This is a genomic window from Paenibacillus sp. Leaf72, from assembly GCF_001422685.1.
Lineage (GTDB): Bacteria > Bacillota > Bacilli > Paenibacillales > Paenibacillaceae > Pristimantibacillus.
On record NZ_LMLV01000035.1, the window covers coordinates 247,689 to 260,213 of the forward strand.

Sequence of the window (12,525 nt, forward strand, 5' to 3'; positions counted from 1 at the left end):
CCCCTCAGTAATACCCTAAAATTGGTTTCCCTCTCAATGCTTGCGCTTTTATAGCGCAAGCATCTTTTTATATTTTTTTAATGACCACGTTCACCAGCACTTTTTTAATATAAAAAAGAACATTAACCAATTCATCTAGCTTGTGAATGGTTAATGCTCTGCTAAGTTATTCTAAAGAGGAAGTGATGTAGCGGATATTATTCACTAAGCGTTTCCCATTGCTCATAGGCTTCGCTTAATGCGATGCGCTTCTGGTCGATTTGCGACTGGATTTCCTGGTTCCGCATGTAATCGTTGAAAATAGCAGGGTCTGTCAGCTGAAGCTCCAAATCCGCAATGGCTTGCTCCAAGTCGGCAATATCAGCTTCTACCTGCTCCAGCTTGCGCTGACGGCTGCGTTCTTCTCGCTTTGCCTGCTTGTCCAGCGCGTAATCGCTAACGTTGTCAGAAGACGCAGCTGCTTTATTGCTTGATGCAGCCCGCTTAGCCGCTTCCTCCAGCCGCGCTTCTTCGAGTTCATGCTTTTTCTCTATCATTTCGTCATAATTTCCTAGGAAATGTTCGGTGCCCTTAGGTGTCAGTTCGACAATACGCTCCGCCATTTTATTAAGGAAATATCGGTCATGAGAAATAAAGAGCAGCGTGCCTTCATAATCGAGCAAAGCGGATTCCAGCACTTCCTTGCTGTATAAATCCAAATGGTTGGTAGGCTCGTCCAAAATGAGCACATTGGCTTGAGCCAGCATGAGCTTTGCTAGTGATACGCGAGCCTTCTCGCCGCCACTGAGCGCCGAAATGCGTTTGAGCACATCTTCGCCGCTAAATAGAAAGCTGCCAAGAACAGTCCGAATACGGGATTCCTCCATATGGGGGTAGAGCCCCCAAACCTCTTCCAGTACAGTATTGGTCTGATTAAGTCCGGTATGCTCCTGATCGTAATATCCGAGCTTGACGTTGGAGCCCCAGGCGATGCTGCCGCTCGACGGCTGGCGCTGACCGACAATCGTCTTGAGCAATGTCGATTTGCCAATGCCGTTAGGCCCGATAAGAGCTACCGTCTCGCCACGCTGCAAGCGGAAGGAGACATGCTGAAACAAGGGCTTGTTTTTCTCGTCGAACAGCACGGATAAATCGGACACCTGCAGCACATCTTTGCCGGTTTGGCGCTCAATTTGGAACGTGAAATTAGCTTTCTTTAAATCGCCCAGCGGTTTGTCGAGCACGTCCATTTTGTCGAGCGCTTTACGGCGGCTCTGAGCGCGTTTCGTAGTAGAGGCACGGACAATGTTGCGCTGAATGAACTGCTCCATCTTGGCGATTTCGTCCTGCTGCTTCTCAAACTGCTTTAAATCGCTTTCGTATTCTGCGGCCTTCAGGTCAATATAGCGGCTGTAGTTGCCAGTATACCGTTTAGCGGAATGCCGTTCGATTTCGACAATCGTCTGCACAAGCGCATCAAGGAAATAGCGGTCATGAGAAACGACAAGGATGGCGCCAGAATAGCTGCGTAAGTAGCCTTCGAGCCAAGTGAGCGTCGGAATATCCAAATAGTTGGTCGGCTCATCGAGCATGAGTAAATCAGGCGCTTGAAGCAAAATACGGGCGAGTGCCAGCCTCGTCTTCTGACCGCCGCTCAGCGTATGGATAGGTGTATCCGGCGGAAAAGTACCGAAACCCATGCCGTGGAGAACGCTGTTGATGCGCGTATTGATTTCAAAGCCGCCTTGCTCGCGGAACCAGTCGGAGCGGCGGGAATAGCGATCGAGCACCTCTTCATATCGCTTCGGCTGTTCATGCAGCGCAGGATCAGCAATTTGCTGCTCCAGATCGCGCAGCTCCTGCTCAGCCTCCAGCAAATGAGCGAACACAGCGCGCATTTCGGCTTCAATGGTGCGGTCGGATTGCAGGCCGCTGTTTTGAGCCAAATAGCCAAGCCGCGTTTCCTTGGCTTTGTGGATGGCGCCGGAGTCGAAAGACAGCTCTCCGGCAATGATTTTTAACAGTGTGGACTTGCCGGCGCCATTGACGCCAACGAGTCCGATGCGCTCGCGTTCAAGCACCTGCATCGTAATATTTGATAATATGGGATCTACACCGTAGCTTTTACTTATATTAGAAACTTGAAGCAGCATGAAAAATACCTCCAACGAATAATTGCTTAGCTTTTGCTTGCTTGCTGTTTCATTATATATTACCACAAATGCAAGCCGCCATTGGCGAAAGTTGCATAACAATGGTAAACTGAACATAATCGAAATTGAGGAATTGGAAAGGCAGAATAGCGGTTATGGCGGACAATGAAAAATCGCAAATTAAAGCGGAGAAACAGCGTATTCGAGCAGATGCTGCTAAAGTCCGTGATCGCCTGTCGAAACAGGATCGCGCATTATGGTCCGGGCTTGCTTGCGGCGCGTTAAGCCAGTGGCTGGAAGCGCACCCAGAGCTGCACGAAATCATGTGTTATGTTCCGTTTCGCTCCGAGCTGGATTTGTGGCCGCTAATGGACTGGTTGTGGTCAACAGGACGTGAAGTAATCGTGCCCCGTTGTCATCCGCTTGATCGTTCGATGACACTGTACCGGCTGCAATCGCCAGCAGATTTGATGGAGGGCGCATACGGAATTCGTGAGCCTGACCCGGCAAAATGCGAGGAGCTTCCGCAGGGGCATGTGCCAGACAGCATCATCGTCCCCGGCATTCGGTTTGACCGCATGGGCGGACGAATGGGGTATGGCGGAGGCTATTATGATCGCTTCGCCGAGCGAGCAGGCGAAGCAGGGAAGCACGCGATATGGATTGGCGCAGCTTTTGAGGCGCAGGTTGCAGAGAAGGTTCCGATGCAGGAGCACGATTTGAAGATGAACGGAATCGTAACGGAATCCGGGATTCATTTCATATAAAAGCCGTGAGGGGGAGAGTGTGCTGTGGGGTTGACGCATTTTAACGAGCAGGGCAGAGCCAAAATGGTGGATGTAAGCGATAAGGACGTTACGTCTCGCAGCGCTACAGCACAGACGACCGTTACGATGCACAGCGAGACGCTGGAACGGATTAAAGCGGGAACGATAGGCAAAGGCGATGTGCTGGCCGTCTCTCAGGTTGCAGCTATTATGGCCGCAAAAAAAACATCGGACGTCATTCCAATGTGTCATCCGCTTCCATTGACTGGCGTGGATGTGCGCTTTGACGACAATGGCGCAGATGAGCTCTACATACAGGCATCCGTGAAAACAACAGGTAAAACAGGGGTCGAGATGGAGGCGCTGACGGCGGTTTCGATCGCCGCGCTTACCGTTTACGATATGTGCAAAGCAATCCAGAAGGATATGGTGATTGGCCCAACACATCTTGTTTCAAAAACCGGTGGCAAAAACGGCGATTACCAGTTTCAAGCGGAAGCAGACTCGAGAGAAAAATAAAGCAGAGCGGCTGTTTCCAGCGATGGAATCACCCATGATCGGACAAGGGATGGGAGGAACGGTATATGCAGTGGAAAGTGGCTATTTTGACGGCTAGTGATAAAGGCTCGCGCGGTGAACGTGAAGATACGAGCGCTCAAGTTATCAGGGAACTGGTAGAGGAGGAGCTTGGCGGCGTTATTGTCGATTATCGCATCGTTCCGGATGAGCAGGATGAAATTATGGCAGCCATCATTGAGATGACCGAATATTATCAGGCGGATTTACTGCTGACAACGGGAGGGACAGGCCTTGCGATCCGTGATGTGACGCCTGATGCTACATTGCGCGTGGTTGATCGGGTCATTCCAGGGCTGGCAGAAGCGATGAGGTTTGGCGCTATTCAAAAGACGAGAAGCGCGATGCTGTCCAGAGGCGTATGCGGCATCCGTGGCAAGTCGCTGATTGTGAATTTGCCGGGCAGCCCGAAAGGCGTCCATGAAAGCTTAATGGCCATTATGGATCAGCTGCCTCAGGCGCTTGAGATTATTTCCGGTACACAGGGCGAGGACGTATTATGAGCAGCTCCGGACAGCAAGAGCAGCAGCAAGATCAGCAAAAGCAGCAAAAGCAAGCAGTCACAGCGGCTGAGCTGAGTTTGGAAAGCAAGTCGGTGCTAAAGGAAGTGTCCGTCTATGATGCCATTGGTTTGCGGCTGGCTCATGATCTGACCCGCATTGTGCCGGGCGAGTTTAAAGGCCGCATTTTCAAAAAAGGCCATATTATAACCGAAGCCGATATTCCGAATCTGCTCGATATTGGCAAGGAGCATATTTACATTATGGAGCTTGCCGCTGGAGAGCTTCATGAGGATGATGCTGCAAGCAGGATGGCAAAGGCGCTTAGCGGAGACGGCATTTGGCTTAGCGAGCCGCATGAAGGCAAAGTAAGCATGAAATCCGAGCTGCTGGGGCTCGTCGAGGTTGACGAAGCACTTGTGCACGCGATTAATTCACTCGGCGAAATTGCACTTGCAACGGTAAAGACGAATAGCGTAGTGAAGAAGGACGGGCAGCTCGCGGCTACTCGCGCTATACCGCTTGTCGTACCGGAGTCTAAGGTAGAAGAAGTGGAGCGGCTGGCGGCTGAATATCGCTCGGCACATAAGGGCGCTGCTCCACTTCGGGTAAAGCCGTTTCGCAAGCTGCGAGTTGGTCTGCTTACGACGGGTGGAGAAGTATACGGCGGAAGGATCGAGGATAAATTCGGTCCCGCTGTCCGCAGCAAGCTGGAAGCCTTCGGCTCAGAGGTCATCGAGCAGCGTTTTGCACCCGACGACAAGCAGGTGATCGTTAATGAAATTAACTATTTGCTTAGGCAAGATTATGATATGATATTGGTAACAGGCGGAATGTCTGTCGATCCTGACGACCGCACACCAGGCGCAATTAAGGCGTCGGGTGCACACATTGTTAGTTATGGAACGCCGATGCTGCCTGGCTCCATGCTGTTAATGGGTTATTTGAACGAAGTGCCAATTCTTGGCTTACCGGGATGCGTCATGCATGACCCGTTTACTTCATTCGATGTCCTGCTGGCACGCATACTTGCTGGGCATCAAATTGTGAAGGAAGATATTACACAGCTCGGTTATGGCGGTTTGTACGGATGCTGAGTTTGGACAGACAACCAAGAGTGAGAAGGAGGTAGACGATTATGCCATCTATTGGTGCAACGGGAATTATTTTGCTGGTGCTAGTGGCCCTGCTGTTGTTTGGTCCGAACAAGCTTCCTGAATTGGGTAGAGCTTTCGGTCGGACGCTTAAGGAATTTAAAGCGGGTGCAAGAGATGTATTGGATGACGAGCCTAAGGAAAAAGAGGAGAAACGGATCGACGTTTCCAAATCAGAAAATACTGAGTCGAATAACAAGCGGCTGCCGGATTAATCGGGCCCGCTTTTTTTCTGGAAGGAGATTGTGACAGATGGGAATCAGGCAAGACAAAGCTACCGAACAACCCTTTAATCGCGAACGGCTGCGTGAGGAAGGCCTGATGCCGCTGCTGGAGCATATCGGAGAGCTTCGCAAACGGATTTTTTATATGCTGCTTGTTATTTTGGTCGGTCTTATTGCCGGATTGTTTGTGGCCAAGCCTGCATACGATTTCATTATGAGCCTTGAGCCAGCGCGCTCTCTGCCGATGCATACGTTTTCCTTGTGGGATGGCGTCGGCGTCTATATGAAATTTGCGCTCGTCATTGCGCTTATTATTACGATTCCGTTTACGGCATATCAGCTATGGGCATTCGTTAAGCCGGCTTTGCATGTGAAGGAACAGCGGGCAACGCTTAAATATATTCCATTCGCTTTATTGATGTTTTTGGTGGGATTGTCGTTTTCTTATTTTGTCGTTTTTCCACTCGCGTTCCATTTTACCAGAAATGTATCGGACAGTTTGAATTTGGTGGAGACGTTCGGAATTATTCAATATTTCACCTTTATGTTTAATATTTTGATTCCGATTTCGCTTTTATTTGAGCTTCCGCTGGTCATTATGTTTTTGACCGCAATCCGGATTTTGAATCCGATTCGTTTGCGCAAAATGCGCCGTATCTCTTATTTTATTATGATTTTTATTGGGGTTGTAGTGACGCCGCCCGATTTTGTATCGGATGCGCTCGTTGCTATCCCATTAATCGGCTTATATGAAATGAGCGTCTTCCTGTCCGCTGCAATATACCGCAAGCAGCTTGCGGCAGACAAACTGCGGGAAGAGGAAATGAATGAAGAAGCGTCATAGCTTCATGCGATCGGCATGATAAAAATCCCTGTATCCGTTGCTTTTATGGCAGCGGGCACAGGGATTTTTATCATTTATTTGGCTGAAGCTCGACTTAATAAGCTAGCTGGAAATCATAATTTTCATGTTGACAATTTTTGAAGCAAAATATATTATTAAAACAGTTGTTTAAATCGATTGTTTAAAACATTTGTTTAAACCGGATAAATAGACACAGACAGGATGGGATTGGCGATGAAAAACACGATTCAAGCTTTTATGAAGCGTCCAACAACAATTGTTGGTATTATTACGGCGCTTATGTTTCAAATTGTATTTTCAGTTATATGGATGACAGGTTATAATGGAGTGACCGATCGTATTGATAAATTGCATATTGCAGTAGTCAATGAGGATCAACAGTTCGGCACGCAAATTGCAGGCTCCTTGGTTAGCAGCTTGCCTTTCCAAATGTCGCAGCCATCCAGTCTTGAGGATGCGAAGCAGCAGCTTAACGCACGCGAGCTGCAAATGATCATTTATTTCCCTGCTGATTTTACGCAAAAGGCGATGGCAGCAGATGGCAAAGCGGATATTGGCTATATTATTAATGAATCCAATCCTGCATTAATTAAATCTATTATGAGCGGCGTTGCCGCAGAAGTAACGAAAGAAGCTAATGCACAGGCGATAGAGCAAGGTATTGCCGGTACGCTTGGCAAGGCGGGTATTCCGACGGAGCAGGCGGCAATTGCCGGTCAAAGCTTAGCGGAACGTATTACGGCGAACATTGAATCGACCAACCAAGTCAAAGGCATGAACAATCAGATGGTTCCGATGATGATGGTACTAGCTTCTTATGTCGGCGCGATGATTATGGGGATGAACCTGGAGCAATCGTCGATGATGGTTAGTGCTGGGGCAGGCCGCTGGAAGCGTTTTGCAGCTCGCAGCATCATTACGGCAGGATCGGCAATTTTCGTTTCTCTGATTGGTTCTTCTTTGCTTGCTGCATTCAATGGACAAATGGAGCAGGGCTTCTTGAAGCTGTGGCTGTTCCAGCTCATGTTCGTGCTTGCTTTTATGTTTGTTTCTCAAATGTTCCTGTACGTGTTCGGCATGGCTGGCATGCTGTTTAATATTATTGCGCTGTCTGCGCAGCTCGTTTCTTCCGGCGCAATTGTGCCGCGTGAGCTGCTCCCAGATTTCTATGTAAAGCTTGGAGAAGCGCTTCCTGCAACTTATGCAGTTGAGGGGCTAATGAATGTGCTGTTCGGTGGCACGGGCATCGGAAGCGAGGTCGCAGCACTGGCTATTATTGCGATCGTCGGATTTGTGATCAGCATGGCAGCGGTTGGCTTGAAGAAGCAAGCTGTGATGAAGCCAGGGCAGATGGCAATGAAGTCTAATTAATTCGTTTCCGCGCTTTCTGGTCAGCCCCGAGTGCTTGCGTCAAATAAAGTGGTTGCCGTTAGGAGGCTGAGATGAAAGCTGCGGATATCGATGTGAAAATGAGAATTTTGCTGGCAGCGAAAAAGCTGTTTGCCGCTCAAGGCTTTGACAGGACATCCGTCCGGCAAATTTGTGAGGAAGCGGGCGCGAATGTGGCGCTGATCTCTTATTATTTTGGCGGAAAAGATAATTTGTTTTTCGCCCTGTTTGAAGCTTTTTTTCCTAGCAGAGGCATTGCTTCTATCGCTCAGGATATGGAACCGCTTGAAGGCATAAAGCTCGTTATTCGGGAGCTGCTCACCTTTCGTTACGAGGATGCTGAGCTCTCTTACATTATTCAATGCGAGTTTGCGCTGAACACTCCACGTATTGAAATGATTGAAGAGCGTGTCCTGCCGTTATGGCAGCTGGTGCATCAATGGCTGTTGAAGGGGCATGAACAGGGAGTGTTTGAATTTAACTCCATTCATACGGCTTTCACAGCGGTTAGCTCAACCCTGCTTTTTCCTAAAGGTAATACTCGTATGCTGGTGCTTATGGGAGAGGATACGACCACGCTGGAAGAGCGGATTGCAGATACGACGGCCTTTATTCTAAAAGCGTTAAAACCGTCGGAATAAGCCGAATAGCATTATCCATAAATACGAGAAAACCAACTTTAACTCCGTTTTAACAAGCGGGGAGTGAAGTTGGTTTTTTTCACCTAAGATGAGCAAATTCCAGCTTAGTGCCTAAATATGAATGCTTACATTTTTCTTCATCATCAGGGAAGCAGCTTCCGCATCACGGGCTTCCAGCGCGTCAATGATCGCCTGATGCTCTCTAACTCCTACCTGGGCAATGAAAGCAGGCTGTTTAATAAATAAATACTTATAGCGGCGCAGGTGCATTTGCAGCGAGGAGGTGAAGGATTGAATATAGGCATTATCCGCCAGCTCCAAAATGACATTATGGAATTCCTCATCATATTCGATCGCTTCATAAGGCTTATTCTCCTGAATGCATTTCGCAAACTGGGCGTTCAGCTCGTTAAGGCGGGTTATATGCTCCGGCTGAATATGCGGCACTGCAAGCTCTGCCGCGAGAGCATTCAGAGCAACAAGCGGCGCATAAAGCTTAGGCATATCCTCTTCTTCAATCATCGTCACTCTTGTTTCCTTGCTGGGCAGCATTTGTACAAGCCCTTGTACTTCAAGCAATTGCAGCGCTTCGCGAATCGGCGTCCGGCTGACGCCAAGTGCATCTGCAAGCTCGGCATCGATCAGCTTCTCTCCGGGCTGAAGCGTGCCTTCTATAATCCATTTCTGGAGCTGGGCTAAAGCCCGGTCCTTCGCAGATATGCGCAGCGGCGAGGAATAATTAGTCGGTATCGGCATTGCATCACCTTCTTCAAAAAAATTCGAGCCGCAGCTCTTAAACGGCGTTATTGGCTACTTCCTATCATATATCGAAGCAGCAAGAGGGCGCAAATGGATTAAAGTAAGCTCGATATAAACAAAAAGCAATCGTGAAAATAAATCTTGCTATATCATACATAATCAGAATATAATATGCAATATATCGCATATCAAACGTCGATTTTTACTTCGAAAAAGGAGAACCTAATGTCAACCAATCAAGCTGCTATTCGGCCGGCTCCGGCCAATGTCGCGGCCACCACTTTTTTTCCGATTTTGTTTGCTGCAAGCTCCGTGCATTTGCTCAATGATACGATTCAATCGATTGTGCCCGCGCTGTATCCGGTGCTTAAAGATTCTTTTTCGTTAACCTTCTCGCAAATTGGTTTTATTTCTTTAATTATTAATTTGACGGCAGCGATTTTACAGCCGCTTATTGGTATTTTTACCGATAAACGGCCGATTCCAAGGCTGCTGCCGATTGGCATTCTTTTCACCCTGGCGGGTGTGCTGGTGCTGTCCTTCTCGGCGTATTATTGGATGATACTCGCTGCGGTTATGCTAATTGGGGTCGGGTCAGCAATATTCCATCCGGAGTCGGCGCGGGTAGCTTATGTGGCAGGCGGGGCGCGCAAAGGACTGGCGCAATCGATTTTTCAATTTGGCGGAAATATTGGACAAGCGCTTGCTCCGATTATGACAGCGATGCTGTTCGTACATACGGGGCAAAAGGGTGTCGTCTGGTTTTCCCTGCTGCTTGTTGTCGGGTTCATGCTGCAAAGCTACGTCGCCCGCTGGTACACGAAGCACTTGAAGGCTGAGAAGGAGCGCAAGGGGACGGTGCAAAATCATCCGTTCGCGAGAAGCGGCCTCTCTAAGGCAAGAGTTGCAGTTGCGGTTACGGTTATTATGATTTTGGTATTTTCTAAATACGTTTATATTTCAGCGATAACGAGCTATTATTCTTTTTATGCCATAGAAAAATTCGGTGTATCGACGAGCCAGGCACAATTGATCTTATTCGTGTTTCTGGTTGCAAACGTTATTGGGCTGCTGTTCGGCGGCATGCTAGCGGATAAATTCAGCCGCAGGGCGCTGATTTGGTTTTCGATTTTGGGCACGGCACCCTTTTCACTTGCCCTGCCGTATGCGAATTTGGCGCTTTCGGTTATTTTGATCTTTTTTGCGGGGCTGATTTTGGCTTCGGCGTTCTCGATCATTATGGTGTATACGAACGAGCTGCTGCCAGGCAAGGTCGGGCTCGTATCCGGCATATTCTTCGGCCTTGCCTTCGGGCTTGGCGGTGCGGGATCGGCGATTCTCGGCAATCTTGCTGATGCGACAAGCATTGTGTTCGTAATTCAATGCTGCTCGTATTTGCCGCTGCTGGGGCTGTTCACCGTATTTCTCCCCTCCGACAAAAAGAATAAGCCGCTGCAAGCATAAGCAAAAAAAGGTAAGAGCGATGATTGGCGCCATAAGGTGCTGGTCATCGCTTTTTTTTGCCAGATGCTCAAGCTTGCCCGCGATAAAGTCAAAATAATGATATAGGTTGGCAAAATACCGTCACAGCGCGAGCGCCATTTTTTCTATGATAAAGGTATCCATTATAGATCGAGGTGAAGGCTCATGAATCCGCTACAAGAAACAACGACCAAGCAGAAGCATTCAGGCAAACAGCAGCTGGCGGCGAGGCGGTCAAGCGGCGCGATCCAGCGAAAAGAAACGCTCGCAGGTTTTCTGTTCGTAGGCCCGATGCTCATAGGAGTGACGGTGCTGACGCTGCTGCCGATACTCGCTACCTTCGGGCTGTCGCTGGCGGACTGGAATTTTATCGCTGGCTTTGATGGCCTGAAATGGGTCGGCTTCGATAATTTTGAGCGGCTGGCGAAAGATGCGGCATTCCTAAAATCGCTGAAAAATAATGCTTATTTTCTACTGACCGTTCCCGCTTATTTGGCGGTTTCGATGTTTCTCGCGATTATGATCGACAAGCATGTGTATTTGAAAGGCTATTTCAAGGTTGCGTATTTCATGCCGTACATTTCCAGCATAGTAGCGGTAGCTATCGTCTGGCAGGTGCTTTTCCACCCGTCAGCGGGACCAGTTAATCAACTGCTCATGGCGCTCGGTATTGAAAATCCGCCGAAATGGATTGCTGATCCCAAATATGCGCTTCCATCGCTCATGATGATTACCGTCTGGACGGCTATCGGTTTTAATATGATCGTGTACATTGCAGGACTGCAATCGATTCCGCGGGATTTGTATGAGGCGGCCGATATTGATGGAGCAAACGCCTGGGTAAAATTCAAAAGCATTACGTTCCCGCAGCTGTCGTCAACCTCCTTTTTCCTGCTTGTAACAGGCATTATTTCGACGTTCAAGGTATTTGATTTAATTGCGATTTTGACCAAAGGCGGGCCGCTTTCCTCGACCAGCATGATCGTCTGGTATTTATACGATACGGCATTCGTCAATTTGAAAATCGGCTATGCCTCCTCGATGGCAGTCGTCCTGTTCGCTTGTGTGCTGCTCATTACCCTTCTGCAATGGGTAGGACAGAAGAAGTGGGTGAATTATTAATAGCATTTCTATAAGGGAGGCAAGAAGAGAATGAACCAAAAAACGATAAATACGGTTCGCAAATCGATTTTCACGGTGCTTATGATGGGCATGAGCATTTTGTTCCTGCTGCCCTTCGTCTGGATGCTGTCCACTTCCTTCAAAATTGAGGCGGATGTGTTCACCTATCCGATTCAGTGGATACCGAAAACGTGGCATGTCATTGAAAATTACAAGGAAGTGTGGAATGGGCAATTTCCATTCTATAAATACTATTTGAATTCCATTAAAATTACAGTAGTCACGACGATATTATCGTGCATCGTATCCGCGCTTGCTGCTTATGGCTTCTCCAAAATTCAGTTTGCAGCAGGAAAATATTTGTTTCTTATTGTACTCGCCACTTATATGATCCCGCAGCAGGCGATTTTGGTGCCGCAGTTTATTTTGTATCGCTCGATTGGTTTTTTCGACAGTCATGTGGGACTGATTTTGCTCGGCAGCTTCAGCGTGCTTGGCACCTTCATGCTGCGCCAGTTTTTTATGGGCGTCCATAATGAATATATTGAGTCGGCGAAAATCGACGGGGCGGGACATGCCCGGATATTTATGCAAATTGCGTTTCCGCTTGTGCGTCCAGCCGTTGCGACGTATGCGATTTTGCGCTTCATTTGGACATGGAACGACTACCAGAATCCGCTGATCTTCCTGCGGACGGACAGCTTGTACACGATTCAATTGGCGATGCAAAAGTTTACGACCATTAACGGCGAATTTTATTCGCTCATTATGGCGGCCGCCGTATCGTCGATCGTGCCGCTGCTGATTATTTTTGTCATTGGGCAAAAAAGCGTCATCGAAGGTATTGCACTGGGCGGAGTAAAGGGGTAGTCTAATCAGTTGCAAGATGTACAGCGGCAGACACTGCCCCAAGC

General features: G+C 48.4%; 13 protein-coding genes. 11 read left to right on the plus strand and 2 right to left on the minus strand.

From position 1 onward, the window contains the following. Nucleotides 1-197 precede the first annotated feature (197 nt). On the minus strand, nucleotides 198-2,132 hold the full coding sequence (gene abc-f, locus ASF12_RS32380; protein WP_056044060.1) for a ribosomal protection-like ABC-F family protein: 1,935 nt from the start codon (nucleotides 2,130-2,132) through the stop codon (nucleotides 198-200). Nucleotides 2,133-2,287: 155 nt separating this feature from the next. Between abc-f and ASF12_RS32385 the strand changes: the two genes are divergently transcribed. The 8 genes from ASF12_RS32385 (at nucleotide 2,288) to ASF12_RS32420 (ending at nucleotide 8,248) form a co-directional block, all read left to right on the plus strand. Next, nucleotides 2,288-2,899, plus strand: a complete 612-nt coding sequence (locus ASF12_RS32385) for a 5-formyltetrahydrofolate cyclo-ligase (protein ID WP_056043559.1) — start codon at nucleotides 2,288-2,290, stop codon at nucleotides 2,897-2,899. Nucleotides 2,900-2,923: 24 nt separating this feature from the next. After that, nucleotides 2,924-3,418, plus strand: a complete 495-nt coding sequence (gene moaC, locus ASF12_RS32390) for a cyclic pyranopterin monophosphate synthase MoaC (RefSeq protein ID WP_056043561.1) — start codon at nucleotides 2,924-2,926, stop codon at nucleotides 3,416-3,418. Nucleotides 3,419-3,483: 65 nt separating this feature from the next. Then, entirely contained in the window at nucleotides 3,484-3,978 is a 495-nt protein-coding gene (locus tag ASF12_RS32395) for a MogA/MoaB family molybdenum cofactor biosynthesis protein (protein ID WP_046229101.1), read from the plus strand. A gap of 77 nt (nucleotides 3,979-4,055) precedes the next feature. Beyond that, nucleotides 4,056-5,072, plus strand: a complete 1,017-nt coding sequence (locus ASF12_RS32400) for a molybdopterin-binding protein (RefSeq protein ID WP_056044061.1) — start codon at nucleotides 4,056-4,058, stop codon at nucleotides 5,070-5,072. A 41-nt stretch (nucleotides 5,073-5,113) separates the two neighbouring features. After that, nucleotides 5,114-5,344, plus strand: coding sequence for a twin-arginine translocase TatA/TatE family subunit (gene tatA, locus ASF12_RS32405; RefSeq protein WP_056043563.1), 231 nt, complete (start codon nucleotides 5,114-5,116; stop codon nucleotides 5,342-5,344). Between the two features lie 37 nt (nucleotides 5,345-5,381). Next, nucleotides 5,382-6,197, plus strand: coding sequence for a twin-arginine translocase subunit TatC (tatC, locus tag ASF12_RS32410; RefSeq protein WP_081419174.1), 816 nt, complete (start codon nucleotides 5,382-5,384; stop codon nucleotides 6,195-6,197). A 234-nt stretch (nucleotides 6,198-6,431) separates the two neighbouring features. Next, nucleotides 6,432-7,589 (plus strand): YhgE/Pip domain-containing protein, encoded by a 1,158-nt coding sequence (locus ASF12_RS32415; RefSeq protein WP_056043566.1) that lies wholly within the window; start codon nucleotides 6,432-6,434, stop codon nucleotides 7,587-7,589. A 71-nt stretch (nucleotides 7,590-7,660) separates the two neighbouring features. Then, nucleotides 7,661-8,248 carry a TetR family transcriptional regulator gene (locus ASF12_RS32420; protein ID WP_056043569.1) on the plus strand — a complete coding sequence of 196 codons (588 nt, stop codon included), beginning with the start codon at nucleotides 7,661-7,663 and terminating at the stop codon, nucleotides 8,246-8,248. Between the two features lie 111 nt (nucleotides 8,249-8,359). Here ASF12_RS32420 and ASF12_RS32425 read toward each other — a convergent pair whose 3' ends face one another. Next, nucleotides 8,360-9,004 (minus strand): GntR family transcriptional regulator, encoded by a 645-nt coding sequence (locus tag ASF12_RS32425; protein WP_056043572.1) that lies wholly within the window; start codon nucleotides 9,002-9,004, stop codon nucleotides 8,360-8,362. 228 nt (nucleotides 9,005-9,232) lie between these two features. Between ASF12_RS32425 and ASF12_RS32430 the strand changes: the two genes are divergently transcribed. The 3 genes from ASF12_RS32430 to ASF12_RS32440 all read left to right on the plus strand — a co-directional run bounded on the left by ASF12_RS32430 (nucleotide 9,233) and on the right by ASF12_RS32440 (nucleotide 12,481). Continuing rightward, the gene (locus ASF12_RS32430) at nucleotides 9,233-10,471 is read left to right on the plus strand and encodes an MFS transporter (protein ID WP_056043576.1); all 1,239 of its coding nucleotides are present in this window, start codon (nucleotides 9,233-9,235) and stop codon (nucleotides 10,469-10,471) included. 183 nt (nucleotides 10,472-10,654) lie between these two features. After that, nucleotides 10,655-11,611 (plus strand): carbohydrate ABC transporter permease, encoded by a 957-nt coding sequence (locus ASF12_RS32435; protein ID WP_056043578.1) that lies wholly within the window; start codon nucleotides 10,655-10,657, stop codon nucleotides 11,609-11,611. Between the two features lie 30 nt (nucleotides 11,612-11,641). Then, on the plus strand, nucleotides 11,642-12,481 hold the full coding sequence (locus ASF12_RS32440; RefSeq protein WP_056043582.1) for a carbohydrate ABC transporter permease: 840 nt from the start codon (nucleotides 11,642-11,644) through the stop codon (nucleotides 12,479-12,481). The last annotated feature ends 44 nt before the right edge of the window (nucleotides 12,482-12,525 follow it).

Coding starts and splice junctions, on each gene's coding strand:
- abc-f (WP_056044060.1), bottom strand. CDS start 2,132: ATGCTGCTTCAAGTTTCTAATATAAGTAAAAGCTACGGTGTAGATCCC.
- ASF12_RS32385 (WP_056043559.1), top strand. CDS start 2,288: ATGGCGGACAATGAAAAATCGCAAATTAAAGCGGAGAAACAGCGTATT.
- ASF12_RS32395 (WP_046229101.1), top strand. CDS start 3,484: ATGCAGTGGAAAGTGGCTATTTTGACGGCTAGTGATAAAGGCTCGCGC.
- tatA (WP_056043563.1), top strand. CDS start 5,114: ATGCCATCTATTGGTGCAACGGGAATTATTTTGCTGGTGCTAGTGGCC.
- tatC (WP_081419174.1), top strand. CDS start 5,382: ATGGGAATCAGGCAAGACAAAGCTACCGAACAACCCTTTAATCGCGAA.
- ASF12_RS32415 (WP_056043566.1), top strand. CDS start 6,432: ATGAAAAACACGATTCAAGCTTTTATGAAGCGTCCAACAACAATTGTT.
- ASF12_RS32420 (WP_056043569.1), top strand. CDS start 7,661: ATGAAAGCTGCGGATATCGATGTGAAAATGAGAATTTTGCTGGCAGCG.
- ASF12_RS32425 (WP_056043572.1), bottom strand. CDS start 9,004: ATGCCGATACCGACTAATTATTCCTCGCCGCTGCGCATATCTGCGAAG.
- ASF12_RS32430 (WP_056043576.1), top strand. CDS start 9,233: ATGTCAACCAATCAAGCTGCTATTCGGCCGGCTCCGGCCAATGTCGCG.
- ASF12_RS32435 (WP_056043578.1), top strand. CDS start 10,655: ATGAATCCGCTACAAGAAACAACGACCAAGCAGAAGCATTCAGGCAAA.
- ASF12_RS32440 (WP_056043582.1), top strand. CDS start 11,642: ATGAACCAAAAAACGATAAATACGGTTCGCAAATCGATTTTCACGGTG.